Source organism: Streptomyces sp. PA03-5A (genome assembly GCF_033792725.1).
Lineage (GTDB): Bacteria > Actinomycetota > Actinomycetes > Streptomycetales > Streptomycetaceae > Actinacidiphila.
The window spans coordinates 1-24,077 of sequence record NZ_JARAVL010000044.1; the positions used below are offsets into that span (position 1 = coordinate 1).

Below are 24,077 nucleotides of genomic sequence, written 5' to 3' on the forward strand. Positions count from 1 at the left end.
TTACATTCCGAACCCGGAAGCTAAGCCTTTCAGCGCCGATGGTACTGCAGGGGGGACCCTGTGGGAGAGTAGGACGCCGCCGAACAAATTTTGAGCCCCGGCCCCCGAGTTTAATCACTCGGGGGCCGGGGCTTTTTTGCGTACGATCGCGGTATGACGAGCTACACGATACGTGCATCCCGGCCCGACGAGTGGCGTGCCCAGCGGGCCCTGCGGCTGGAGGCGCTCAAGGACCCCGCCAGCAGCGTGGCCTTCGTCAACACGCACGACACCGAGGCCGCGTTCACCGACGAGGTGTGGCAGCAGCGGGGACGGACGCAGGCGTTCATCGCGGAGGACGAGGCCGGCGAACGCGTCGCGAACGTGGCCGTACTCGTGGAGACGGGCGAGGAGTTCGCCGTGCCCCAGACGCATCTGGTCGGCGTCTACGTACGGCCGGAGTTCCGGGGCGGGGCGTTGGCCGCGGAATTGCTGGGTGCGGCGATCGAGTGGTCGTGGCAGCTGCCGGAGCAGGTGCGGCGCGTGCGGCTGTGGGTGCACGAGGACAACCACCGGGCGCAGGCCTTCTACAAGCGGCTCGGCTTCGTCAGGACGGGGAGGACGATGGCGTTCCCGCTGGACGAGTCGCAGACCGAGTACGAGATGGAGCTGGAGCGCCCTTAGGGAGCGCGCTAGGGCAACCGCACCGCGTCCGGGACCTCTTCGAGGAGCGCGGGGGGCTGGGTGCCGAGGACGAGGCGGGTGTCGGCGCGCTGCCACAACGGCCCTCGCCAGTGGTCGCGGGCCTGTTCGGGGGAGCGGAGCACGGCCAGGGTGGGCAAGCCCGCCGAGGTGCCGGTGGCCAGGAGGTCGGGGAGCTCCGGGATCGGCGCGAGGGCGGCGATGTCGTCCAGCACGAGGGTCATTGGTGGGTCGAGCCGACCGGAGGATGACCCTGCGGCCATGCGCCGGCCGTGCTCGACCACGCTGGAGACGAGTGCGGTGAGCAACGGCATCGCACCCGGGTGGGTTCGCGGATCCTCGTTGGGTTCGCCCACCACATAGAGCGTGCCCAGATCCTTGAGGAATGACTCCAGCTCGAGGCCGTCGGCGCGTCCCGGATTGCAGGCGTCCCGGATGTGGACGGAGTTGAGGGACTCCAGGGCGCGGTGGACGAGGGCCTGGGCGGCGTCGCGGCGGTGGGTGTGGGCGTGGAGGACGGACTCGAGCTCCCCGCTCCAGCCGGAGGCGGCCTTGGAGTGCGTGCGCAGGATGCGGACGGCGTCCTGGCCGGAGGTGCCGCCGGCCCAGCGGTGCACCTGGCGGAAGGGCTGGCCGTCGACGGCGGCGGCGTGCAGCCAGCAGCGCAGGAGGGTCTCGGCGGCGTCGAACATCGCGGCGTCGACCGCGGCGCGCGGCCGTACCGGGAAGAGCAGGGCACGCGCGCGGGTGACGGCCGTGGGGACGTCCTCGCAGCCCGAGTGCGGGGCCCAGCGGAGCCGGGCCGGGGTGTCGACCAGGTGGGCCGGGTCGTAGACGTGGACCGGGCCGAGCTTGGCGCGGTTGCCGACGGTCTGGTGAAAGGTGTCCGGGTCGGCGGTGGTGACGAGGACCGGGCCCGCCGCGTTGAGGACGGACGGCTGGACGAGGCGCTTGCCCTTGTCGCTGCGGAGGGCGGCGAAGGCGGCGTAGGTGCGGGTGAGTTCGCGGTCGATGGTCACCGACGGAGCCGCGGGGCCGGCGGCGGGGACGCCGGTGGCAGGCCCCACCGGTACGGGTTCAGGCTCGGGGGCGGCCGGCTCAGGGGCCTCCACGGGCCGCTGCGCGGCCTGGCGGGTCCGGATGGGGCTCCCCGGCTCCACGGCAGCCTCCGCGGCCTTCTGGACGGCCGTACGGCGTGCCGCGCGGCGCAGCCGGGTGCGGGCGACGACGCCCATCACGAAGACCGTGAGGACGAAGAGCACCATCAACTGCCCGATGAACACGCCCCAGAACAGCCCGGAGCCGGGCAGCCCCGCCGTCGGGGCGGGCCGCCAGGCCCCGGCGATGTCGTGGGGGTCGGCGATGAGGTGGCGCATGGCCACGGGCGTGCGCGTGAAGTGGACCTCGGCCGGCCACGCCCCGTGGGAGACGAGGCCGGCTATCCCCGTGCCCGTCCACACCAGGACGGTCATGCCGAGCAGGAAGCCCATGACGCCGAGGATCAGCCCGTCCGGGATGCCGCCCTCGCGCTCCTGTCCGTGGTGCTGCGCTCTCGCCATGGTCAGGTCCCCGTTCAGGCCACCGCGTCGTCGGCCAGCTGCTTGTCGAGGGAGACCCGGGGCTCGTCGATCCCGTCCGCCCTGTCGTCCTCGTCGGCCGAGGCCTCGGTCATGGCGCGGTCGGTGTAGACCAGCGGCCGTTCGGTCTCCGTGATGAGGTGCTTGACGACCTGCACGTTGCCGTTGACGTCCCAGACGGCGATGCCGGGGGTGAGGGTGGGGATGATCTCCACCGCCCACCGGGGCAGGCCCAGCACCCGGCCGGTCGCGCGCGCCTCGTCGGCCTTCTGGGCGTAGATGGTGCGCGTGGAGGCCATCTTGAGGATCGCCGCGGCCTCCTTGGCGGCGGCGCCGTCCACCACGTCGGACAGGTGGTGGACGACGGCGACGAAGGACAGGCCGAGACGGCGGCCGAACTTCAGCAGTCGCTGGAAGAGCTGCGCGACGAACGGGCTGTTGATGATGTGCCAGGCCTCCTCGACCAGGAAGATGCGTTTCTTCCGGTCGGGGCGGATCCAGGTGTGCTCCAGCCAGACGCCGACGATCGCCATGAGGATCGGCATGGCGATGGAGTTGCGGTCGATGTGGGACAGGTCGAAGACGATGAGCGGGGCGTCGAGGTCGATGCCGGCGGTCGTCGGGCCGTCGAACATGCCCCGCAGGTCGCCGTCGACGAGCCGGTCGAGGACGAGGGCCACGTCCAGGCCCCAGGCGCGGACGTCCTCCAGGTCGACGTTCATCGACTCGGCCGAGTCGGCCATGGGGTGCCGCAGCCGGTCCACGATGTCGGTGAGGATCGGCTGGCGGTCGGTGACCGTGTCGTGGACGTACGCGTGGGCGACCTTCAGCGCGAAGCCGGAACGCTCGTCCAGGCCGCGGCCCATCGCGACCTCGATGATCGTGCGGAGCAGGGCGAGCTGGCCCGTGGTGGTGATCGCCGGGTCGAGCGGGTTGAGCTTGATGCCCCCGTCGAGGGCCGCCATCGGGTCGAGGCGGATGGGCGTTATTCCGAGGGCCTTGGCGATGAGGTTCCACTCGCCGACGCCGTCCTCGCCCTGCGCGTCCAGGACGACGACCTGGCGGTCGCGGAAGCGCAGTTGCCGCAGGACGTACGTCTTCTCCAGGGCGGACTTTCCGTTGCCGGACTCGCCGAGGACCAGCCAGTGGGGGGCGGGGAGTTGCTGCCCGTACAGCTGGAACGGGTCGTAGATGTAGCCCTTGCCGGAGTAGACCTCGCGGCCGATGATCACGCCGGAGTCGCCGAGGCCGGGTGCGGCGGTCGGCATGTAGACGGCCTGGGCCTGGCCCGTGGAGGTGCGGACGGGGAGCCGGGTGGACTCCACCTTGCCGAAGAGGAAGCTGGTGAAGGCGTCGGTGATCGCTGCGAGGGGGTCCAGCATGGCCATGGGTGGAGAGCCTCCTCGGCGTCAGCGGTCGTCGCGCCTGGGGCGCAGGCTCCGGCGTGGCATCGTTGTCCCTGTCGTCCTTCCCATTAGCGCCGTCCCTGGAGACGGTGCGTCAAGTGCGCACAGGCGCATGGTGCTACCTCCCGGCCCCTCAGCGGCGGATGCCGGTCGCGAACGGAAGCGTGTTGACGAACGCCCGGTGGTGTTCGCGGTCGCACCACTCCAGCTTGAGGTACGACTTGCCCGCGGAGGCGCGGATCGTGCGCTTGTCGCGCGCCAGGGCCTCCGGGGAGCGGGAGGAGACCGTGATGTAGCCGACCAGGTTGACGCCCGCGGCTCCGGAGGCGAGGTCCTCGCCGCGCTGGTCGATGCGGGTGTGGTGGGCGAGGTCGCGGGGGTCGACGACGCGGTTCATCTTGGCGGCGCGGCTGGCCTCGGCGTCGTCGTTGGTCTTCTCGGTGAGCATGCGCTCGATGGCGACGTCGGTCGGTTCGAGGTCCATGCAGACGGCGACGGTGCGGATCACGTCCGGGGTGTGGACCAGCAGCGGGGCGAGGAAGTTGACGCCGACGGGGGTCAGCGGCCACTCCTTGATCCAGGCCGTGGAGTGGCACCAGGGGGCGCGGGTGGCCGACTCGCGGGTCTTGGCCTGGAGGAAGGTCGGCTCGGTGGCGTCCAGTTCTGCGGGCCAGGCGTTGCGCCGGGTCATCGCCTGGATGTGGTCGATCGGGTGGTCCGGGTCGTACATGGAGTGGATGAGCGACGCCAGCCGCGCCTGGCCGAGCGGTTGCCGGACCCGGATGTCGGCTTCGGTGAGGCGGGCGCAGATGTCGGTGAGTTCGCGGGCCATGACGGCGGCGATGCCGGCGTCCTTGTCGAGGGACTTGCGGGCGCCGCCCGCGGCGCGGGCGATGGCGTTGCCCTCGGCGGCGAGCTCGCGGCTGTAGTGCATGCACGCGACGAGGTAGGCGCGGTGCTGCTCGGACGAGGTCGACACCATCGACTGCAGCTGGTCGTAGGAGTCCTTGAGCCACTGCTCGGCCCGGTCGTTGCCGCGCTGGGCGACGTCCTTGGCGTGGGCGTCGGGGTCGGCGGGGAGGGTGCGGGCGAGCATCTGCAGCCGGGTGACGAAGCCGTCGCCGTTGGCCACGTGCTTCAGCAGGGTGCCGAAGCGTTCGACCAGGGCCTCCTGGTCCTCGCTGTCGCGCAGGCCGACGCCGGGGCCCTCGATCTCGATGGCGGCGGTCACGGTGCGCCGGTCGACGTGCAGCAGCACGGCGATCTCGTCCGGGCCGAAAGGTGCCGACAGCCAGGTGATGCGGCCGATGCCGGGGGGCGGTCCGATCTCCACCTCGCGGCCGTCGAGCCGGGTGCCGGACTCGGCGGCGGTGGAGCGGTACGTCGCGGCCGACCGCAGTGTGCGGCGGTAGCTGCGGTTGATCTCGAACCAGCGGTAGAAGGTGCGGCGCCGGTAGGGCATGTAGACGGCGGCGAAGGCGAGCAGCGGCCAGCCCGTCAGGCCGAGGATGCGCAGCGGCAGCACGGGGATCAGAAGGCCGCTCATCATGCCGAGGAACGCGCCGACGATGATCAGGGCGATCTCACCGGTCTCGCGGTTCTTGCCGACGATGGCGTTGGGACGTGCCTTGCCGATCAGGTACGTCCGGCGCTGCTGCGGTGCGGCGTAGGGCTGGGACGTCACCGGCTTTCGCCTCCTGCTGTCTTGCTGGTGGTTCCGCCGCCGTTGCCGCGGTCAGGGTTCGTGCGCGGCGCGGGGGCCGGCGCCGGCGCGGTGCCGTTGCGGCTGCTGTGCGCGGCGATGCCGCTGGGCACGGCGTTCGTGGGCTGTGCGCCGCCGCCCGAGGCCTGCTCCTGGGGGCCGCCGCGGGTGCTGTGCGTCTTGATGCCCTGCTTCACCAGCGCGGCCGGGGAGGAGATGACGGCGGCGGCCTGGGACTCGGCGCTCGCCTTGCGGTTGCTGCGGAGGCTGGCCACGTCGTCGCCGAAGCCGGGGACGAAGCGGTAGATCATCGCGCTGGCGAAGATGGCCAGCAGGATGATGGCCAGACCCGATACGACGGCGCCGAACGCGGTGGGCCCGTCGGAGCCGCTGAGCGCGCCCGCGAGGCCCAGCACGACCACGATCACCGGTTTGACGAGGATCACCGCGATCATGATCCCGGCCCAACGGCGCACGTGGTGCCACATGTTCTTGTCGACCAGGCCCGAGTACACGGCGGTGCCGAGCAGCGCGCCGACGTACAGCAGGGCGGCACGGATGACGAGTTCGAGCCACAGGACGCCGGCGGCGAGCACGGACACCAGGGAGACCACGATCAGCATGATCGGGCCGCCGCCGATGTCGGAGTCCTTGGTCAACGCGTCCTGGAACGAGCCGAAGAACGTGTCGGTGCCGGCGGAGGTGCCCGAGGCGATGACCTCCGTGATGCCGTCGGTGGCCGACACGACGGTGTAGAGGATCAGCGGCGTGAAGGCGGAGGCGATCACGGTGAGCCAGAGGAAGCCGACCGCCTCGGTCAGCGCCTCGGTGAGGGGCACCCCGCGCACGGCGCGCTTGGCGACGGCCAGCAGCCACAGGAGGAGCGTGAGGAAGGTGGAGGCGGCGAAGACGACGGCGTACTGGGTGAGGAACGCCTTGTTGGTGAAGTCCACGGCCGCGGTCCTGTTGACGGCCTTGGAGAGGCCGTCGATGACCCAGGCGGCGGCGTCGGCGCAGCCGCGCGCGAGCGAGTCCAGGGGGTCGAGGGGGTCCGCCACGGAGGGGGTGTGGCCGGAGCCGTTGCCGCTCTCGCAGTAGTCGCGGGCGGGGCCGACGATGAGTTCGCACTCGTCCCTGCCGCCCGATGGGGAGGGCGTCGGGGACGGTGCCGCGAAGGCCCGCGCTGAGAGGAGCACCCCCGCCGTCTGCAGGGTGACCAGGGCGGCGCCGATCGTGGTGGCACGGCGCTGGCTACCGGGCATAGGTGAAACCCCCGTACTGCTTCACGGCGTTGGCGATCTCGTCGGCGGTCGATGCGGTTCGGTCGCTGTTGACCGGCGCGGGGCCGTCCTTCTGCGAGAAGCTCTCGACCTTCCAGTCATTGTCCGCCCAGCGCAGCTTGAGCGTCATCGTGAACCAGTCGTTGACGACCGGGTTCGTGGAACCCTCGCCCGCGGTCCCGAACACCCCGGTGCACCAGACCTCCACCGTCGCGGCGTCGCTGCGGAAATCGGTGGTCGTGGTGCCCACGGGGACGGTCCGCGAGACGTAGGTCATGCCCTCCGGAGCGTTGCCGTCCTCGTCGAGGCCGAGCTTGGCGAGGAAGTCCGTCGAGTACGCGTTGTCGAGCTTGGCCTGCAGCTCGTCCACGGTGCCGTCGGTGAAGAGCCGCTGCACGATCTGGTGCCGCCGGTCCGGATTGAGGATGTCGGCGGACACCAGGGCCACCGCGTAGTTGGCCCCCGCGGATTCTGCGCCCTGGTCGGTGCGGGCGTAACCCGTGGGGATGCCCGCGTCCTTGCCGTTGACCGGCTTCGTGCCGGTGGGGGATGTGGGCTGGGAACGGGCGCCGTTGGAGGAGCCGCCGCTCTGGCTGCCGCCGCCGGGGGAGTCGGAGGGGGAGCCGCCGCCGCGGTTGGCGAAGGCGATGGCGGCGATGAGGAGCACGACGACGCCGACGACCGTGACGAGGCTGCGGCTGGAGCGCTGCGGGCGGCGGGAGGGGCCGCCGGTGCCGGGCGGGGGCTCGGGGAGACGGGTACGGGTCGGGGGGCCGTCCTGGCCGAGGCTCATCGGGGGCTCGCCCCCTCGGGGGTCATCGGGTGAGTGGGCATCAGCAGACAGCCTCGGGTGGGGTGCGGGGCCGGGACGGGCCCCTCGGGGACAGTGCGCAGGGGATGGGGCGGAGTCCGACGCGTGGTCGCTAGACCGCCATCCCGTAGACGATGGTGAAGAGCGTGCCGAGGGAGCCGATGATGAACACGCCGGTCAGGCCGGCGATGATCAGTCCCTTGCCCTGCTCCGCACTGAAGGTGTCGCGGAGCGCCGTGGCTCCGATGCGCTGTTTCGCCGCGCCCCAGATCGCGATGGCCAGGCAGAGCAGGATCGCCACTGCCATGACCACCTCGATCATGACGCGTGCTTCGTTCCCCAGGGAACCGAAAGGCCCCCAGTCCGGGGCGATACCACCGATGATGGTGTTGATGTCGCCCTTGTCGGCCGCCAGGAACATGAGAACTCACCACCACGCTAGATCAGTTGGCGTCCTCGACGGGGCGCAAGGAGCCAAGGTCTATCTTGGCGGAGGATGCCGCCGTCGTATGTCGACTCGGCGACTTTCTCAGCCGATTCCCCGGTGTGATCCGGGCCGCAACCGCCAGACTGGACACACTGGCGTGCGATCCGGTGTTCGATGGGACTTTGTTGACTACTCTGTGTATCACGGTGGTGAGCGGAGGGCAACGATTGGCGGCGCTGCGGGTGGGGATGCTCCCCAGGGCCTGGCGCACCGTCACCTTCCGTGCCGGGCAGGGTGATGTGACGAAGGGGTGGGGCGGGTGACGGCGGCTTCACGGACCGCGCGGAAGGCCTGGCTGGTGTCGGGGGTCGTGGGTGGCCTCTTCATGTCGTTCGTCATGCTGCTCGTGGTCGGTACGTACCTGGTGGCGGCGAAGCTGACGGGCGGGGGCGGGGCGGTGACGCTCGCCACGGGGGCGGTGCCGGCGGCGTACCAGGGCCTGGTGCAGAAGTGGGGGAACCTCTGCGGGGCCATCAACCCGGCGCTGCTGGCGGCACAGCTCTACCAGGAGAGCGGCTGGAACCCGAAGGCGCAGAGCGCGGCGCAGGCGCAGGGGATAGCGCAGTTCATCCCCGGGACGTGGGCGACGCACGGCGTGGACGGGGACGGTGACGGGGACCGCGACGTGTGGGACCCGGCGGACGCCATCCCCTCGGCAGCCTCGTACGACTGCGAGCTGGCGGGCTACGTCAAGGACGTGCCGGGGGACCCGACGGAGAACATGCTCGCCGCGTACAACGCGGGTGCGTACCGCGTCATCCAGGCCGGCGGGGTGCCGCGGATCCGGGAGACGCAGAACTACGTCCGGATCATCACGACCCTGCAGAAGAGCTTCGCGGCGCCCGTGGGCCCGGTGGGGCCGTCGCGACAGTCGGCGGGCGCGATCTACTACGCCCAGCAGAAGCTGGGGACGAAGTACCTGTGGGGCGGCAACGGCACGCCGGAGCAGGGCGGCAGGTTCGACTGCTCGGGCCTGACGAAGGCGGCGTACCACTCGGTGGGGATCGAGCTGCCGCGCGTGGCCAACGACCAGTGGAACGCCGGACCGCACCCGAAGCGGGACGAGCTGCTCCCGGGCGACCTGGTCTTCTTCGCGTACGACCTGACCGACCCGCGGTCCATCCACCACGTGGGGATCTACGTCGGCGGCGGCTACATGATCAACGCTCCCTACACGGGCGCGGTGATCCGCTTCGACAAGATCGACACCCCGGACTACATCGGGGCGACGCGCGTGACGGCGGCAGGTGCGGCGGCGGTGTGACCGTCGCGCGCCCGCCGCGGCGTCGCCGTGGGTGAACACCCGGCCCCGGCATGCGGGAACGTGTCTCCCTTCGATAACACCTTGGTGATCATCCGGTGGAGACCGGAACGCGACGTACCGTGCCGTCCGTTGGACGGGGGAGAATCAACTCCCACACGGACGTGCACGGGGGTGCGGCGGAAGAGAGTGAGGGACACCGGTGGCAGAGCTCTCACTGGACGGCTCGAACCCCGACGTCAGTCTGCTCCGCGACATCAACGGGCTCGCGAAGGACGCCCCGCGCTGGTTCGACCGTGTGATGGAGGCCGTCGGCGAGTACGGCCTGATCCTGCTCATGGTGCTGATCGTCGGCTGGTGCTGGTGGCGCGTGGCGCGCCGCAGCGGCACCGAGGCGCCGACGGCCGTGGCGGGTGTGATCTGGGCCGGGCTGGCGGCGTCGATCGCGCTGGCGCTCAACATCCCGCTGCGGAACTTCGTGGACCGGCCCCGGCCCTTCGTGGACCACGAGGGCATCGACGTCCTGGTGAAGGGGAAGACCGACTTCTCCTTCGTCAGCGACCACGCCACCTTGACGATGGCCGTCGCGATGGGGCTGTTCATGGTCAGCCGCAAGTGGGGCCTGGCGGCCATCGCCGTCGCGCTGGCCGAGGGCTTCTGCCGCGTCTACATGGGCGTGCACTACCCCACCGACGTCCTGGGCGGCTTCGCCCTCGGCACGGCCGTCGCGCTGCTGTTGGCCCCGGCGGCGCTGGCCCTGCTGACACCGCTGACGAAGGCCGTTGCGGGGTCCCGCATCGGCGTGCTCGTGCAGGCCTCGCCCGGCCGGTCGCCGGGGGCCCGCCGGGGCGAGCCCTACCCGGAGCCGTCGGCGGTCGACAGGGACCTGGCCGCCTGACGGCCGCCGCCGGCGGACGGGGCCTCGTTACAGGGCCTGCTGGAAGCTGAACAGCCGCGAGGGGTCGTAGCGGGTCTTCAGGCGGGTCAGCTTGTCGGCGGCCGAGCCGTAGTAGGCGGTGCGCCAGTCGGTCAGCGTGGCGTCGGTGTAGTTCTGGTAGGCGGCGCCGGAGGCGTGGCGGCGCATGGCCGTGTGGAGCCCGGTCAGCCAGCCCGTGGTGCCGGGGCTCTCTATGTACTGCGCCAGGAAGCGCGAGCGCCGGTGCACGAAGGCGGTGGCCGTGGGCGAGACACGGTTGACGGCGCCGCCCAGCGCGGTGAGGGAGACGCTGCCGGAGCCGGAGCGGAGCCCCTCCACCTGGGACAGGAGGGTCTGGATGCCGGCGGCGGAGAGCGAGCGGTCGTAGAAGTCCGAGCGGGCCGCGTAGGTCTCCCGGCCGAGCCGGCCGGAGGGGCTGCGACCCGGGGTGGTACCGGGCAGGTGGCACTGGGCGGTGCTCAGGTTCGAGCAGCCCGCGTACGCGAGGGCGGCGTCGAGGTAGGAGCGCGGGTGCAGGGAGACGCTGGTCGCGGGGGCGCCGATGGTGTCGGCGAGCCGGTCGACGGCGTTCGCGAGCCCGTCGCGCGAGGTGATGCCCACGGTGGCGATGCTGATCTGCGGGGATCCGGTGCCCGACTTGTCCAGGTGCAGGGCGGACCAGATCTCGTCGGGCTGGGTGGGCCCCCACTCCTGCCAGGCGCGCAGGACGGCGGCGGCCTTGCTCCAGGGCCAGGTCAGGTAGCCGGTGACGACCTGCGGGGAGGCCTGCGTGTCGAACGTCAGCCGGGTGACCACGCCGAACTGGCCGCCGCCCGCGCCCCGCAGCGCCCAGAACAGCTCCGGGTTCTCGCTGGCGCTGCAGCGCAGCACCCGGCCGCCCGCCGTGACGATCTCGGCGCCGGTGAGGCTGTCGCAGGTCAGCCCGTACGCGCGGCTGAGCACCCCGTGGCCGCCGCCCAGGGTGAGGCCGGATATGCCGACCGTCGGGCACGAGCCGGCCGGCAGGGTGCGGCCGCTCGCGCCGAGCTTGGTGTAGACGTCGATGAGCTTCGCCCCGCCCCCGATGGTCGCGGTGCCGCCGGACAGGCTCACCGAGGCCATGGACGAGACGTCGAGGACGAGCCGGCCCTTGCCGCCGGAGTAGCCGGCGTAGGAGTGCCCGCCGTTGCGGACCGAGACGGGGACGCCGGTGCGGCGGGCGAAGTCCAGGCACGCGCGGATGTCCTCGGTGCCGGAGACGTACGCCACGGCGGCGGGGCGCTGCCCGTCGAAGCGGGTGTTGTACAGCAGGCGTGCGGTGGCGTAGTCCGCGTCGTCGGGCAGGACGAGGCTGCCGTCCAGGGTGCGGCCGAGGGCCTTCCAGTCGGGGCGGGCGGTCGGCGAGGCGCTGGGTGACGCGGAGCCGCCGGCCGTCGTGGTGGTGCCGGGGGTGCCGGGCGCGGCGCTGCCCGCGTGCGCGGGACGGCCGCTCTCGGGGGTGCAGGCCGTGGCCAGCCAGCCCGCCGCGGCGACGCCGGCGCCGCCGCGGATCAAAGTTCGTCGGTTCAAAGTGGGGCCTCCCGCTCCGCTTCCCCCGTGTGGTCGTCCGTGAGGACGGTGGGGAACAGGTGACCGGTTGCGGGTGGGGGATGTGACGTCCGCCGGACCGTCGTCAGCCCTGCTCGTGGTCGGTGGCGTCGCGCCGGGCGCGGTCGCGCGCCCGGCGGGCCGGGCCCCGCCAGCCGCAGACGCAGGTCGCGCGGGAGAAGGCGCCCTTCTCGGTGGTGGTCGCCCGGTGGGCGGGCGGGGGCGGATCGCTGGGAGGCACGGAACAAAGCTACCGGCCGTGACGCGGTGCCCTGACCCTCGTTATGCCCGACGACGTCCGAGGCGCGGGTGCAGGGGGTTGGCGGAGATGGGGCAGCTCGGTCGGGCGACTGTGGCAGCCGTGGGTCTCGGGTTGTGCGCGCTGGCGGTGGCGGGGTGCTCGGCCGCCGGTGAGGCCGTCGAGGTGGACAGCGTCCCGGTCGACGCGGGGGAGACGCTGCGGCAGGCGGTGGACTCCCTGGCCGCCGCGGGCAGCTCGAAGATCGTCACGTCGATGGAGATGGCCAGCGGCGGCACGAAGATCGCCATCAGGGGCACCGGCTCCTTCGACTACGCCGAGCGCCGCGGCCACCTCCAGGTGGTCCTGCCGCCGGACGCGGCCGGGGACGCCGAGCACGAGCCGGTCACGGAGCTGCTGACGCCCGGCGCCCTCTACATGAAGAACCGGGGCGAGGGCGTGCCCGCCGACAAGTGGGTGCGGGTCGACACGACCAGGCTGCCGGACGGCAACCTCGTCACGGGGGGCGCGACCGACCCCTTGGTGGCCGTGGAGCTGCTGCGGGGGGCGCGGGAGGTGCGGCAGACCGGGACGGAGACCCTGGACGGGGTGCGGGTGCGCCACTACCAGGGGGTCACGGACATCGCGGACGCCGCACGCATCGCCTCCCCGCTGGTGCGGGCGGAGCTCGCGGCCGCGGCGGAGGGCTTCACCGTGACCCGGGTCCCGTTCGACGCCTGGCTCGACGAGGACGGCCGGCTGCGCAAGGTGCGGCAGCGGTTCACCTTCAGCAACGGCGGGGGCGCGGGCGTACGGAGCGCGCCGGCGCAGGTCACGGTGATCTCGACGACCGGGATGTACGGATTCGGGGTGCCGGTGCGGGTCATGCTGCCCCGGGAGACCGACATCTACACGGGGAAGATCGTTTCTGCGACCGGCCCCTGAGGGCTTGCCGAAATGGCCCGTCCGTGTCATGCACGGACCGTGCACCAGTCCCTACGCTGGGCGGGGAGGAGGTGGTGCACGTGGCGGTGTGGCTCCTGGACCAGGACGATCAGGTCCACGTGGCCCTCGCGGAGATCGAGCTGTGCTGCGAGCTGATGATCGCGGCGTCGGCGACGACCGAGGAACGGCTGAGTTCCGAGCGCATCGACGAGGTGCTGAACGTGAGCCCCCGCGTGCCCGCGCAGGGGACCCGGTGGTCGGCAGGGGCCGGTCGCTAGCTCCGGAGCAGCCGGGCTATGGCGGCGGTGGCCTCGGCCACCTTGTCGTCGGCCTCCGGTCCGCCCTTCGCCGCGGCGTCCGCGACGCAGTGCCGCAGGTGCTCCTCCAGCAACTGGAGGGCGAAGGACTGCAGAGCCTTCGTACCGGCCGACACCTGGGTGAGGATGTCGATGCAGTACACGTCCTGCTCGACCATCCGCTGCAGACCGCGGATCTGCCCCTCGACGCGGCGCAGCCGCTTGAGGTGCTGGTCCTTCTGTTTGGCGTAGCCGTGCTGGTGCGCCTCGTGCCCGTGCTCCGGAGCGTCCCCGGCGTCGTCCGCCGGCGACTGCGCCTGTTCCTCGGCGCCACCGGTCTCGATGACCGTCATGATGTCCCTCCTGCCCCCTATACCCCGGCAGGGTATATCGTACCGAATTCGCCCCAATGTGCGAGGGTGCGTGCAGAACCCCAGCTAGGGCGCACCCGCGGTGATGAGCGACACTGTAGGACGCCGGTTAGCTGTTGCCGGATGATGCGCCTAGCATCAATGCGACCGAAACCGATGTATTCCGAGGACTTCACGTGCGCTTTCGTCTGACCCCCAGGGAGACGAGCTTCTACGACATGTTCGCCGCATCCGCGGACAACATCGTCACAGGGTCGAAGCTCCTCATGGAACTGCTCGGGGCCGATTCGGCCACCCGCTCGGAGATCGCGGAACGGATGCGTGCCGCGGAGCACGCGGGGGACGACGCCACGCACGCGATCTTCCACCAGCTGAACTCCTCCTTCATCACGCCCTTCGACCGGGAGGACATCTACTCCCTGGCGTCGTCCCTCGACGACATCATGGACTTCATGGAGGAGGCCGTCGACCTGGTGGTGCTGTACCAGGTCGAGGAACTGCCCCGTGGGGTCGAGCAGCAGATCGAGGTGCTGGCCAGGGCGGCCGAACTGACCGCCGAGGCGATGCCGCACCTGCGGACCATGGACAACCTCACCGAGTACTGGATCGAGGTCAACCGGCTGGAGAACCAGGCGGACCAGATCCACCGCAAGCTGCTGGCGCACCTCTTCAACGGCAAGTACGACGCCATCGAGGTGCTCAAGCTCAAGCAGATCGTGGACGTCCTGGAGGAGGCGGCGGACGCCTTCGAACACGTGGCCAACACCGTGGAGACCATCGCGGTCAAGGAGTCCTGACCCCGGTGGAGACCTTCTCTCTGGTCGTGACCATCGGCGTCGCGCTCTTCTTCACGTACACCAACGGCTTCCACGACTCCGCGAACGCCATCGCCACCTCCGTGTCCACCCGGGCGCTGACCCCGCGGGCCGCGCTGGCGATGGCCGCGGTGATGAACCTCGCCGGCGCCTTCCTCGGCACCGGGATCGCCCACACCGTCAGCGAGGGCCTGATCGAGACGCCGCACGGGCAGACCGGCATGGCGATCCTCTTCTCCGGGCTGGTCGGGGCGATCGTCTGGAACCTGATCACCTGGTACTACGGGCTGCCCTCCTCCAGCAGCCACGCGCTCTTCGGTGGTCTGGTGGGGGCGGCGCTGGCCGGCGGCACGGGGGTCATCTGGTCCGGGGTGGTGGACAAGGTCATCCTGCCGATGTTCCTGTCGCCGGTCGTCGGGCTGGTCGTCGGTTACCTGGTGATGCTGGCCATCCTGTGGATCTTCCGCAAGGCCAACCCCCACAAGGCCAAGCGCGGCTTCCGCATCGCGCAGACCGTCTCGGCCGCGGGCATGGCGCTCGGCCACGGCCTGCAGGACGCGCAGAAGACGATGGGCGTCGTGGTGCTCGCGCTGACCATCGCCGACGTCCAGGAGGAGGGCGACGGGATCCCGCTGTGGGTGAAGTTCGCCTGCGCGGCGATGCTCTCGCTCGGTACGTACGCCGGCGGCTGGCGCATCATGCGCACCCTCGGCCGCAAGATCATCGAGCTGGACCCGCCGCAGGGCTTCGCCGCCGAGACCACGGCGGCGTCGATCCTCTACACGACCGCCTACATCTTCAAGGCGCCGATCTCCACGACCCACATCATCACCTCGGCCATCATGGGCGTCGGTGCGACGAAGCGGGTCAACGCGGTCCGCTGGGGCGTCGCGAAGAACATCGTGACCGGCTGGTTCATCACCATGCCGGCCGCGGCGCTGGTGGCCGCGCTGGTCTACGCCGTGGTGCACGTGGCCTTCGGCTGAGCCGGGGACGACCCGCCCCCGGGTACGCGCCCCCGGGTACGACGCAAATGGGCCCGCCCCCCGTACGGGGGGCGGGCCCTTCGCCTTGCGGTGGCACCGCCATGCAGCACCGCAGGACGGCTGTGGCCGGCTGCGGGACGGATCAGCCGAAGCGGCCGGAGATGTAGTCCTCGGTCGCCTGGACGGACGGGTTGGAGAAGATGCGCTCGGTTTCGTCGATCTCGATCAGCTTGCCGGGCTGGCCCACCGCCGACAGGTTGAAGAAGGCGGTGCGGTCGGAGACGCGCGCGGCCTGCTGCATGTTGTGGGTCACGATGACGATGGTGAAACGCTCCTTGAGCTCACCGATCAGGTCCTCGATGGCGAGGGTGGAGATCGGGTCGAGCGCGGAGCAGGGCTCGTCCATGAGCAGGACCTGGGGCTCGACCGCGATGGCGCGGGCGATGCACAGACGCTGCTGCTGACCGCCGGACAGGCCCGAGCCGGGCTTGTTGAGGCGGTCCTTGACCTCGTTCCAGAGGTTGGCGCCGCGCAGCGACTTCTCGACGATCGTGTCGAGGTCGCTCTTCTTCTTGACGCCGTTCAGCTTCAGGCCGGCCGCGACGTTGTCGTAGACCGACATCGTCGGGAACGGGTTGGGGCGCTGGAAGACCATGCCGACCGTGCGGCGCACGGAGACCGGGTCCACGCCGGGGCCGTAGAGGTTCTCGTCGTCCAGGAGCACCTTGCCCTCGACGCGGCCGCCGGGGGTGACCTCGTGCATGCGGTTGAGGGTGCGCAGGAAGGTGGACTTGCCGCAGCCGGACGGGCCGATGAAGGCCGTCACCGTGCGCGGCTCGATGTTCATCGAGATGTCGTCGATCGCCTTGAAGCCGCCGTAGTAGGCGGAGAGTCCGCTGACGTCGATTCGCTTGGCCATGGTGGTGTTGCTCGCAATCCTTGGGTCGCTGATGTTGGCCGCGTCAGCGACCGGTCTTCGGGGCCTTCCAGCGCGCGATGCTGCGCGCCACAAGGTTGAGGATCATGACGAAGGCGATCAGCACGAGTGCCGCCGCCCACGCCCGGTCGTAGCTCGGCTCGTTGCCGTTCTGGTACTGCTGGTAGATGTAGAACGGCAGTGAGGCCTGAGGGCCGTTGAACGGGTCGTTGTTGATCAGGTTGTTGCCGAAGACCAACAGCGCGATGGGGGCGCTCTCACCGGCGATGCGGGCGACCGCGAGCATGACGCCCGTGGTGATGCCGCCGATCGCGGTCGGGATGACCACCTTCACAATGGTGCGCCACTTGGGGACACCGAGCGCCAGCGAGGCCTCGCGCAGCTCGTTCGGGACGAGCTTGAGCATCTCCTCGGTCGAGCGGACGACCACCGGCATCATCAGGATGGCCAGGGCCATGGCGCCGGCGAAGCCCGAGGGGCCGAAGCCCAGCAGCAGGTTCCAGGTCGACAGGATGAACAGACCGGCGACGATCGACGGGATGCCCGTCATGACGTCGACGAAGAAGGTCACCGCCGTGGCGAGCCGGCCCTTGCCGTACTCGACGAGGTAGACGGCGGTCATCATGCCGATCGGGGCCGCGATGGCGGTGGCGATGCCGACCTGCTCCAGGGTGCCGATGATGGCGTGGTAGACACCGCCGCCCTCGCCGATGGTCAGCACGCCGTTCATGGAGTGCGACAGGAAGGCGCCGTCGAGGATCTTGACACCCTTGCTGACCGTGGTCTGGATCAGCGAGTACAGGGGGAGCGCGGCGAGGACGAAGGACGCCCAGATGACGCTGGTGGCGACCCGGTCCTTGGCCTGGCGGCGGCCCTCGACCATCGCGGCGATCGCGTAGGTGCCGAGGACGAACAGCAGGACGGCGATCAGACCCCACTGGATCTTGCTGTCCAGGCTCGCTCCGAGGCCGATGCCGACGGCGAGCACGAGCGCGCCGGCGGCTATGCCCGCGGGAGCCCACTTGGGGAGCCGGCGCTGGGCCAGGGCCCGCTGCGGCACCGCGGGGGCGGAGCGCTTGTCTGCTACTGCGTGGCTCATGCGTTGGCCCCCGAGTATTCCTTGCGCTTGGCGATGATCGCGCGGGCGGCACCGTTGACGAGCAGGGTGATGACGAAGAGCACCAGACCGGAGGCGATCAGTGCGTCACGGCCGAACTCGTTGGCCTCGCCGAACTTGGCGACGATGTTCTGGGAGAAGGTCCCGCCGACCGGGTCCAGGACGTGCACCGACAGGATGGGCGCGGCGGACAGCACCGTGGCGACGGCCATCGTCTCGCCGAGCGCGCGGCCGAGGCCGAGCATCGAGGCGCTGATGATGCCGGACCGGGCGAAGGGGAGCACCGACATGCGGATGGTCTCCCAGCGGGTCGCGCCGAGGGCCAGGGCGGCCTCCTCGTGCATCCGCGGCACCTGGCGGAAGACCTCGCGGCTGACGTTGGTGATGATCGGGAGGATCATGATCGCCAGCAGGATGCCGACGGTGAAGATCGAGCGGGCCGCGCCCTGGGGGTCTTCCTTCTCGAAGACGACGGTCCAGCCGAGGTACTCGTCCAGCCACATGTTCAGGCCGACCAGGTGCGGGACCAGGAAGAGCGCGCCCCACAGGCCGTAGATGATGCTGGGCACGGCGGCGAGCAGGTCGACGATGTACGACAGCGGCGAGGCAATGCGGCGCGGCGCGTAGTGCGAGATGAACAGCGCGATGCCGACGGCGATCGGGACCGCGATGACCATCGCGATGACCGAGCTGACGATCGTGCCGTAGGCGAGCACGGCGATGCCGAAGACCGGCGGGTTCGCGCCGGCGTTCCACTCGAAGGTGGTCAGGAAGTTGCCCTGGTCCTTGGAGATCGCGTTGATCGCGCGGATCGTCAGGAAGATCGCGATCGACGCCATGATCACCAGCAGCAGGATGCCGGAACCACGGGACAGGCCTGAGAAGATCTTGTCGCCGGCGCGCGTGACGGTGGCCCCGGCATGCCTGGCGGACGGTGGCGGGGTGGGCTTCTGTGCGGTTATAGCCATCGGTTTTCTCTCCGGTCTGGGTGGGGGATCACTCCCCCGGCGGCGGTGCACCGGAAGTGCGACCGGCCCCGCGACGTGCGTCGCGGGGCCGGTCGACTGGGTTAGGACAGGGCGTCCACGGTGGAGCGGACCTTCGTGGCGATCTCGGCCGGGAGCGGCGCGTAGCCGGCCTCGGACAGGATCGACTGGCCCTCCTCGGACGCGGTGTAGCCCAGGAAGGACTTCACCAGCGGCAGGGTCTCGGCCTTGTTGCCCTTGTCGCAGGCGATCTCGTAGGTCACCAGGACGATCGGGTAGGCGTTGTCGGCCTTGGTGGTGTAGGCGGCGGACATGTCCAGGGACAGGTCGGCACCGGTGCCCACGACCTTCGCCTGCGCGATGCCGGCGGAGGCGTTGTCGGCGGTGGCCTCGACCGGGGCGGAGGCGCCGGTGTCGATCTTCACCGTCTTGATGCTGTTGGCGGTCGCGTAGGAGAGCTCGAAGTAACCGATCGAGCCGTTGACCTGCTTGACCTGGGCCGCGACACCGGCGGACTTGGCGGCGGACTGGCCGCCCTTGCCCGCCCACGCCTTGGCGTGCTCGTACGGCCACGCGTCCTTGGCGGCACCGTTGAAGTACTTGGTGAGGTTGTCCGTGGTGCCGGACTCGTCCTGGCGGTGGAAGGTCTGGATCTTGGAGCTGGGGAGCTTGGCGTCCGGGTTCAGCTTCTTGATGGCCGCGTCGTCCCAGGTGGTGATCTTCGAGTCGAAGATCTTGGCCAGGGTCGGGGCGTCCAGGACCAGGTTGTCCACGCCGGAGACGTTGTAACCGATGGCGATCGGGCCGCCGACCATCGGGATGCTGATGCCGGTGCCGTCGGTGCAGACCTTCTTGGACGCCTCGACCTCTTCGGGCTTCAGCGGCGAGTCGGATCCGGCGAAGCCGTCCGTGCCGTTGTTGAAGTCGATGATGCCCTCACCGGAGGACGACGCCTTGTAGTTGATCTGGGCGTCGGTGCAGGCCTGCTGGTAGTTCTTGACCCAGGCGTCCATGGCGTTCTGCTGCGCCGAGGAGCCCGAAGCGAGGAGCTGGCCGCCCTTGTCCGCGCACTTGATGCTGCTGGACGACGTGGGTGCCTTGCTGCTGTCGCCGCCCGCGTTTGTGTTGTCGTCCGAACCGCACGCAGTGAGCATGAGGGCACCCGAGACCGCGACCGCGCCGACGGCCAGGGCGCGGAGCCCGCTCTTACGCTGAAGCTTCACCTTTGGTGATTCCTTCCTGAAGCCCGCCGGTGGACGGCGAAGCAGAGGTATGGATTTCTGCATCCACCCGGCGGCTGCTCGCTCACCGGTAAGGCCGAAATTAGGCAGATCAGGTGAAGTGGTCGACGGCCAAGGGTGAACGCAAGGTGAACCTCGCATATCAGTGCGGTGCTGTAGCCCACACCGAGTGGCGTACGTCTCAGCGTGCCACCGTCACATGCGCGTTCCGCGCAGGAACGCGTCGAGCACGGCACGGTCCCGCTCATGGGTGAGCCGGTTGCGCGCGGCGGCCGGCGGAAGCCAGAGCATGCGGTCGACCTCGTGGTTCGGGGCGAAGGAACCCTCGCGCGCCTCGGCGGCCCAGTAACGCACAATCTTCGTGCGCCCTTCCACGAGATAGGTGGAGGACGGGAGCACCCGCCCGGGCACGCAGTCGAGCCCGGTCTCCTCCTTGACCTCGCGGAGCGCGCCGTCCAGCGCCGTCTCCCCGCGCTTCAACTTCCCCTTGGGAAGCGACCAGTCGTCGTACTTGGGGCGGTGGATCAGTGCGATCTCCAGGCCGTCGTCGAACGGGGAGCGGCGCCACAGCACCGCTCCGGCGGCGAGGATCGGGGTGTCGGCGGTTCCGGTGGAGGCGATGGCGGTGCTCATTTCCGGGTTGCGGGTCACGGGCCGCCCCCACGGGCGGGCCGGACGGTCGGCGCGACCGTCAGCGCGACCAAAGGTGGGCGAAGGCGTACCGGGCCGCCTCCACCTCCAGGCGCTGGTCGGCGTGGAGCACGCCCAGCGCGTAGGCGGTGGCGGGGGCGATCCGCGGGGTGCGGGCGGCGGCGGTCACCGCGGTCGCGGCCTCCGAGGCCTCGCGGTGCTGCTCCAGCACCCGCGCCGCGGCGGCCAGCCGGGCGGCGGAGTCCCCGTCGTCGCAGGCCAGCACCTCCTGGGAGTAGCGGCGCAGCCGCAACAGGACGCGGACCCGGTTCCACGCGGCGTCCTGGCGCTCTGCGGGCAGTTCGCCGGCGAGCGCGGCGTGGAGCGTCTCGCCGTTGTACGGGTGCCGTGCGCGCGTCAGCGGCAGTGCGGCCGCGGCCTCGGTGAGCCGGGCGTGGGCCTGCTCCGCCAGCAGCGGCAGCAAGGTGGCGGCGGGTTTGCGCGCCGTGGGGGACAGCGGCACCTCGGAGGCGAGCACCGCCACCGCGTCCACCACCGCGTGGAACCGCGAGGAGCCCATGGCCTGCAGGGCGGCGGAGTGCGCCCGGGTCCGGGCGAGCGTGAGCTGACGTTCCAGCAGGGCACCGGCCCGGGCGGCGCCCACGGCGAGCGGGCCGCCCGCGGCGCCGCCGCGTTCGGCGGCCTGCGGCGGAGCCGGCGAGCGACGGGTCCCGGCGGCGTGGGCCACCGCGGTCAGCGGTTCCGGGACCTCGGCGGGCGCCTGGGGCGCCGCCGTCGTGCCGCGTGGGGTCTCCGCGACGCCGCCCAGGCGCTCGCGGGGCGGTTCGGACGCTGCGGACGCCGGGTCCGGCACGGTGGGCACCGGCAGCCACAGGCCGAGGTCGTCGTCGGCGGGAGCGGCGGGGATGCCCCCCGTGTCCTCCGCGGAGGCCAGCCGCTGCAGTGCGCCGATCAGCCGGCTGAGCCGGGCGGCGTAGCGGTGCTCGCGGCCGAGGGTGTCGGTGAGCCAGCCGAGCTCGGCCCGCAGGGGGTCGGCCCAGCCCGGGTCGGTGAGCGACCCGAAGGTGTGCAGGGTGCCGGCGATGCGGCGGGCCGAGCGGCGCATCTGGCGGCCGCTCTCGGCGGTGTCGTCCTGAGGCCGGCCGGGTTCGCCCTCACGTGGTGCCAGTGCGCGCAGAAAGGCCGTGGCCTCCTCCCGCAGGTACTGTCCGAGGACCGCACCGGCCTCACGGTCGGGGAGCCCGCCGGCGGTCAGGCCGGCGGGCGTCGCTGCCGTGTCAGGGTGTCGCTGGGCCACGCCGGCGCCTCCGCGCATCGATGAGCATCTCCTGGATGTGGGGCAGCGGACGCCCTTCGGCGTCGGTGCTGTGCCGGGTCCAGTCCCCGTCCGGGCCGAGCCACCAGGACGAGGTGGAGTCCGAGGTTCCGGTCTCCAGGAATCGGTTCAGGGAGGCGCGGTGCGCCGGGTCGGCGACCCGGACCAGCGCCTCGATCCGGCGGTCGAGGTTGCGGTGCATCATGTCGGCGCTGCCGAGCCACACCTCGGGGTCGCCTCCGTTGCCGAAGACGAAGACCCGGGAGTGCTCCAGGAAGCGGCCGAGCACGCTGCGCACCCGGATGTTCTCCGACAGGCCCGGCACCCCCGGGCGCAGCGCGCAGATGCCGCGCACCCAGACGTCGACGGGCACGCCGGCCATCGAGGCCCGGTAGAGGGCGTCGACGATCGCCTCGTCGACCATCGAGTTGGCCTTGATCCGGATGTACGCGGGCCGGCCCTCGCGATGGTGGGTGATCTCCGCGAGGATCCGCGAGACCAGCCCGTCGCGCAGGCTGCGCGGGGCCACCAGCAGGCGGTTGTAGGTCTCGCGGCGCGAGTAGCCGGAGAGCCGGTTGAACAGGTGGGACAGGTCGGCGCCGACCTGCGCGTCGGCGGTCAGCAGCCCGAGGTCCTCGTAGAGCCGGGCGGTCTTCGGGTGGTAGTTGCCGGTGCCGACGTGGCTGTAGCGGCGCAGCGTGTCGCCCTCCTGGCGGACCACGAGCGACAGCTTGCAGTGCGTCTTCAGCCCGACCAGGCCGTAGACGACGTGGCAGCCGGCCTCCTCCAGCTTGCGGGCCCACTTGATGTTGGCCTGCTCGTCGAAGCGCGCCTTGATCTCGACCAGCACCAGCACCTGCTTGCCGGCCTCGGCGGCGTCGATCAGGGCGTCCACGATCGGGGAGTCGCCGGAGGTGCGGTACAGCGTCTGCTTGATGGCCAGGACGTCCGGGTCCTGCGCGGCCTGCTCCAGGAAGCGCTGCACGGAGGTGGAGAAGGAGTTGTACGGGTGGTGCAGCAGCACGTCGCGCTCGCGCAGCGCCGCGAAGACGTCGGTGGCGTGCGCGGACTCGACCTCGGCCAGGTCCGGGTGGGTGCCGCCGACGAACTTCGGGTACTTCAGCTCCGGACGGTCCTGCCCGGCGATCGCGAACAGCCCGGTCAGGTCGAGCGGTCCGGGCAGCGGGTAGACCTCGGCGTCCTCTATGTTCAGTTCCTGGACCAGGGTGTCCAGGGCCTGCGGGGAGATCGACTCCTCGACCTCCAGGCGGACCGGGGGACCGAAGCGGCGCCGCAGCAGCTCCTTCTCCAGGGCCTGGAGCAGGTTCTCCGCGTCGTCCTCCTCCACCTCCAGGTCCTCGTTCCGGGTCACCCGGAACATGTGGCTGTCCAGCACCTCCATGCCGGGGAACAACTCCTCCAGGTGCGCGGCGATGACGTCCTCCAGCGGGACGAAGCGCTGCGGGCCGGCCTCGAGGAACCGGGACAGGATCGGCGGGACCTTCACACGGGCGAAGTGGTCGTGACCGGAGACCGGGTTGCGCACGGTGACGGCCAGGTTCAGGGACAGGCCGGAGATGTACGGGAACGGGTGCGCCGGGTCGACGGCCAGCGGGGTCAGGACCGGGAAGATCTTGTTGCGGAAGAGCGTGAAGAGCCGGGCCTGCTCCTTCTCGGTGAGGTCGCTCCACCGGATGATGTGGATGTCCTCCTCGGCGAGCGCCGGGGCCACGTCGTTCTGGAAGCAGGCGGCGTGCCGGGCCATGAGCTCGCGGGCGCGGGTGAGGATGTTCTCCAGCACCTTGGTGGGCGACAGGCCCGAGGCCGAGCGCTGGGCGACGCCGGTGGTGATGCGGCGCTTCAGGCCGGCGACGCGGACCATGAAGAACTCGTCCAGGTTGCTGGCGAAGATCGCGAGGAAGTTGGCCCGTTCGAGGAGGGGGGTGCCCGGATCCTCGGCGAGTTCCAGCACGCGCTCGTTGAAGGCCAGCCAGCTCTGCTCGCGGTCAAGGAAACGGTTCATCGGGAGCTCTTCGTCCGTGCCCTCGTCCACCGCCGCGTCGGCCGCAAGGGCCTCGCCCGACTTCTCCGCGGGCCGCGGCACGGTCGCGAGGCCGTCCAGGCGCTTGAGTTCGGGGTGCAGGGGCGGGACGACGTGCGGGCGGCCGTAGGCCGGGGACTGCTCCGCCGGGGGCTGTTCCGCCGGGGTCTCGGACGCGGTGGGCGCACCGGAGCCGGACCGCTCGGTCCGGGCGTTCGTCGGGAAATTCATCGAGGCCATGGGTGCGAGCCCTCCTCCGGATCCGGCACGTCGTTCACGTGGACGGCGGCGCACGGAACCCGGCCACCGACCATGCCCCCATTGTCCCCGGCGCGCCGGGATACCGGCAGGTCGAGAGGGGGGAAGTGGGTCGCGGCGGGCGTCTGCATTCACAGATGCTCGCAAGCGAGTTTGAATCGCCGGTAACGGG

General features: G+C 70.9%; 23 protein-coding genes and 1 rRNA gene. 8 read left to right on the forward strand and 16 right to left on the reverse strand.

The genetic code is table 11. The annotated features are described in order from the left end of the window. Both rrf and PV410_RS37675 read left to right on the forward strand, forming a co-directional pair. Window positions 1–85: ribosomal RNA gene (gene rrf, locus PV410_RS37670) — 5S ribosomal RNA — on the forward strand; the annotation flags it as partial. Between the two features lie 68 nt (window positions 86–153). Beyond that, the gene (locus PV410_RS37675) at window positions 154–663 is read left to right on the forward strand and encodes a GNAT family N-acetyltransferase (RefSeq protein WP_500330695.1); all 510 of its coding nucleotides are present in this window, start codon (window positions 154–156) and stop codon (window positions 661–663) included. A gap of 8 nt (window positions 664–671) precedes the next feature. Here PV410_RS37675 and PV410_RS37680 read toward each other — a convergent pair whose 3' ends face one another. The 6 genes from PV410_RS37680 to PV410_RS37705 form a co-directional block, all read right to left on the reverse strand. Next, the gene (locus PV410_RS37680) at window positions 672–2,240 is read right to left on the reverse strand and encodes a type IV secretory system conjugative DNA transfer family protein (protein ID WP_500330697.1); all 1,569 of its coding nucleotides are present in this window, start codon (window positions 2,238–2,240) and stop codon (window positions 672–674) included. Window positions 2,241–2,254: 14 nt separating this feature from the next. Next, window positions 2,255–3,640 (reverse strand): ATP-binding protein, encoded by a 1,386-nt coding sequence (locus PV410_RS37685; protein ID WP_500330819.1) that lies wholly within the window; start codon window positions 3,638–3,640, stop codon window positions 2,255–2,257. Between the two features lie 157 nt (window positions 3,641–3,797). Beyond that, window positions 3,798–5,348 carry an SCO6880 family protein gene (locus PV410_RS37690; RefSeq protein ID WP_500330699.1) on the reverse strand — a complete coding sequence of 517 codons (1,551 nt, stop codon included), beginning with the start codon at window positions 5,346–5,348 and terminating at the stop codon, window positions 3,798–3,800. Then, the gene (locus tag PV410_RS37695; protein ID WP_500330701.1) at window positions 5,345–6,628 is read right to left on the reverse strand and encodes a hypothetical protein; all 1,284 of its coding nucleotides are present in this window, start codon (window positions 6,626–6,628) and stop codon (window positions 5,345–5,347) included. The genes PV410_RS37690 and PV410_RS37695 overlap by 4 nt, the downstream gene beginning before the upstream one ends. Next, a complete protein-coding gene (locus tag PV410_RS37700) occupies window positions 6,618–7,439 on the reverse strand; it encodes a DUF8175 domain-containg protein (protein ID WP_500330703.1) in 822 nt (273 codons plus the stop codon). Before PV410_RS37700 ends, PV410_RS37695 begins: the two co-directional genes overlap by 11 nt. A gap of 130 nt (window positions 7,440–7,569) precedes the next feature. Beyond that, window positions 7,570–7,878 carry a DUF8827 family protein gene (locus tag PV410_RS37705; RefSeq protein ID WP_319140882.1) on the reverse strand — a complete coding sequence of 103 codons (309 nt, stop codon included), beginning with the start codon at window positions 7,876–7,878 and terminating at the stop codon, window positions 7,570–7,572. A gap of 391 nt (window positions 7,879–8,269) precedes the next feature. Between PV410_RS37705 and PV410_RS37710 the strand changes: the two genes are divergently transcribed. Beyond that, window positions 8,270–9,208 (forward strand): C40 family peptidase, encoded by a 939-nt coding sequence (locus tag PV410_RS37710; protein ID WP_500330705.1) that lies wholly within the window; start codon window positions 8,270–8,272, stop codon window positions 9,206–9,208. 199 nt (window positions 9,209–9,407) lie between these two features. Beyond that, entirely contained in the window at window positions 9,408–10,103 is a 696-nt protein-coding gene (locus PV410_RS37715; RefSeq protein WP_500330706.1) for a phosphatase PAP2 family protein, read from the forward strand. Between the two features lie 27 nt (window positions 10,104–10,130). Here the strand turns inward: PV410_RS37715 and PV410_RS37720 are convergent, their stop codons facing one another. Together PV410_RS37720 and PV410_RS37725 are read right to left on the reverse strand one after the other, a co-directional pair. After that, the gene (locus PV410_RS37720; RefSeq protein ID WP_500330708.1) at window positions 10,131–11,690 is read right to left on the reverse strand and encodes an FAD-binding oxidoreductase; all 1,560 of its coding nucleotides are present in this window, start codon (window positions 11,688–11,690) and stop codon (window positions 10,131–10,133) included. Window positions 11,691–11,793: 103 nt separating this feature from the next. Further along, window positions 11,794–11,949, reverse strand: a complete 156-nt coding sequence (locus PV410_RS37725) for a hypothetical protein (protein WP_500330710.1) — start codon at window positions 11,947–11,949, stop codon at window positions 11,794–11,796. Between the two features lie 87 nt (window positions 11,950–12,036). On the opposite strand from PV410_RS37725, the gene PV410_RS37730 reads away from it, so the two are divergent. Further along, window positions 12,037–12,891, forward strand: coding sequence for an SCO4651 family lipoprotein (locus PV410_RS37730; protein ID WP_500330712.1), 855 nt, complete (start codon window positions 12,037–12,039; stop codon window positions 12,889–12,891). Window positions 12,892–12,962: 71 nt separating this feature from the next. Beyond that, on the forward strand, window positions 12,963–13,169 hold the full coding sequence (locus PV410_RS37735; protein ID WP_499513101.1) for a hypothetical protein: 207 nt from the start codon (window positions 12,963–12,965) through the stop codon (window positions 13,167–13,169). Here PV410_RS37735 and PV410_RS37740 read toward each other — a convergent pair. Beyond that, entirely contained in the window at window positions 13,166–13,540 is a 375-nt protein-coding gene (locus tag PV410_RS37740) for a metal-sensitive transcriptional regulator (protein ID WP_500330714.1), read from the reverse strand. The two genes, PV410_RS37735 and PV410_RS37740, sit on opposite strands and share 4 nt — an antisense overlap. A gap of 194 nt (window positions 13,541–13,734) precedes the next feature. Here PV410_RS37740 and PV410_RS37745 point away from each other — a divergent pair, with 194 nt between their 5' ends. Then, the gene (locus PV410_RS37745; RefSeq protein ID WP_026251102.1) at window positions 13,735–14,355 is read left to right on the forward strand and encodes a DUF47 domain-containing protein; all 621 of its coding nucleotides are present in this window, start codon (window positions 13,735–13,737) and stop codon (window positions 14,353–14,355) included. A gap of 5 nt (window positions 14,356–14,360) precedes the next feature. Further along, on the forward strand, window positions 14,361–15,359 hold the full coding sequence (locus tag PV410_RS37750) for an inorganic phosphate transporter (protein ID WP_499513103.1): 999 nt from the start codon (window positions 14,361–14,363) through the stop codon (window positions 15,357–15,359). A 142-nt stretch (window positions 15,360–15,501) separates the two neighbouring features. Here PV410_RS37750 and pstB read toward each other — a convergent pair whose 3' ends face one another. From pstB to PV410_RS37785, 7 genes are all read right to left on the reverse strand, one after another. Continuing rightward, complete coding sequence (gene pstB, locus PV410_RS37755) at window positions 15,502–16,278, reverse strand: phosphate ABC transporter ATP-binding protein PstB (protein ID WP_500330717.1); 777 nt, start codon at window positions 16,276–16,278, stop codon at window positions 15,502–15,504. 43 nt (window positions 16,279–16,321) lie between these two features. Next, window positions 16,322–17,395 (reverse strand): phosphate ABC transporter permease PstA, encoded by a 1,074-nt coding sequence (pstA, locus tag PV410_RS37760; RefSeq protein ID WP_500330719.1) that lies wholly within the window; start codon window positions 17,393–17,395, stop codon window positions 16,322–16,324. Continuing rightward, window positions 17,392–18,381 carry a phosphate ABC transporter permease subunit PstC gene (pstC, locus tag PV410_RS37765; protein ID WP_500330720.1) on the reverse strand — a complete coding sequence of 330 codons (990 nt, stop codon included), beginning with the start codon at window positions 18,379–18,381 and terminating at the stop codon, window positions 17,392–17,394. Before pstC ends, pstA begins: the two co-directional genes overlap by 4 nt. A 101-nt stretch (window positions 18,382–18,482) precedes the next feature. Continuing rightward, window positions 18,483–19,622: a phosphate ABC transporter substrate-binding protein PstS gene (gene pstS, locus PV410_RS37770; protein ID WP_500330721.1), complete on the reverse strand. Its 1,140-nt coding sequence runs from the start codon at window positions 19,620–19,622 to the stop codon at window positions 18,483–18,485. Between the two features lie 213 nt (window positions 19,623–19,835). Beyond that, window positions 19,836–20,273 (reverse strand): NUDIX hydrolase, encoded by a 438-nt coding sequence (locus tag PV410_RS37775; protein ID WP_500330722.1) that lies wholly within the window; start codon window positions 20,271–20,273, stop codon window positions 19,836–19,838. 58 nt (window positions 20,274–20,331) lie between these two features. Next, on the reverse strand, window positions 20,332–21,606 hold the full coding sequence (locus tag PV410_RS37780) for a CHAD domain-containing protein (RefSeq protein ID WP_500330724.1): 1,275 nt from the start codon (window positions 21,604–21,606) through the stop codon (window positions 20,332–20,334). Then, window positions 21,569–23,887, reverse strand: coding sequence for an RNA degradosome polyphosphate kinase (locus PV410_RS37785; RefSeq protein ID WP_500330725.1), 2,319 nt, complete (start codon window positions 23,885–23,887; stop codon window positions 21,569–21,571). Before PV410_RS37785 ends, PV410_RS37780 begins: the two co-directional genes overlap by 38 nt. Window positions 23,888–24,077 lie beyond the last annotated feature (190 nt).

Bases quoted from the DNA above. Each gene is read 5' to 3' on its own strand.
- PV410_RS37675 (WP_500330695.1), top strand. From the start codon at position 154: ATGACGAGCTACACGATACGTGCATCCCGGCCCGACGAGTGGCGTGCC.
- PV410_RS37680 (WP_500330697.1), bottom strand. From the start codon at position 2,240: ATGGCGAGAGCGCAGCACCACGGACAGGAGCGCGAGGGCGGCATCCCG.
- PV410_RS37685 (WP_500330819.1), bottom strand. From the start codon at position 3,640: ATGCTGGACCCCCTCGCAGCGATCACCGACGCCTTCACCAGCTTCCTC.
- PV410_RS37695 (WP_500330701.1), bottom strand. From the start codon at position 6,628: ATGCCCGGTAGCCAGCGCCGTGCCACCACGATCGGCGCCGCCCTGGTC.
- PV410_RS37700 (WP_500330703.1), bottom strand. From the start codon at position 7,439: ATGAGCCTCGGCCAGGACGGCCCCCCGACCCGTACCCGTCTCCCCGAG.
- PV410_RS37705 (WP_319140882.1), bottom strand. From the start codon at position 7,878: ATGTTCCTGGCGGCCGACAAGGGCGACATCAACACCATCATCGGTGGT.
- PV410_RS37710 (WP_500330705.1), top strand. From the start codon at position 8,270: ATGTCGTTCGTCATGCTGCTCGTGGTCGGTACGTACCTGGTGGCGGCG.
- PV410_RS37730 (WP_500330712.1), top strand. From the start codon at position 12,037: ATGGGGCAGCTCGGTCGGGCGACTGTGGCAGCCGTGGGTCTCGGGTTG.
- PV410_RS37740 (WP_500330714.1), bottom strand. From the start codon at position 13,540: ATGACGGTCATCGAGACCGGTGGCGCCGAGGAACAGGCGCAGTCGCCG.
- pstB (WP_500330717.1), bottom strand. From the start codon at position 16,278: ATGGCCAAGCGAATCGACGTCAGCGGACTCTCCGCCTACTACGGCGGC.
- pstA (WP_500330719.1), bottom strand. From the start codon at position 17,395: ATGAGCCACGCAGTAGCAGACAAGCGCTCCGCCCCCGCGGTGCCGCAG.
- pstC (WP_500330720.1), bottom strand. From the start codon at position 18,381: ATGGCTATAACCGCACAGAAGCCCACCCCGCCACCGTCCGCCAGGCAT.
- PV410_RS37775 (WP_500330722.1), bottom strand. From the start codon at position 20,273: ATGAGCACCGCCATCGCCTCCACCGGAACCGCCGACACCCCGATCCTC.
- PV410_RS37780 (WP_500330724.1), bottom strand. From the start codon at position 21,606: ATGCGCGGAGGCGCCGGCGTGGCCCAGCGACACCCTGACACGGCAGCG.
- PV410_RS37785 (WP_500330725.1), bottom strand. From the start codon at position 23,887: ATGGCCTCGATGAATTTCCCGACGAACGCCCGGACCGAGCGGTCCGGC.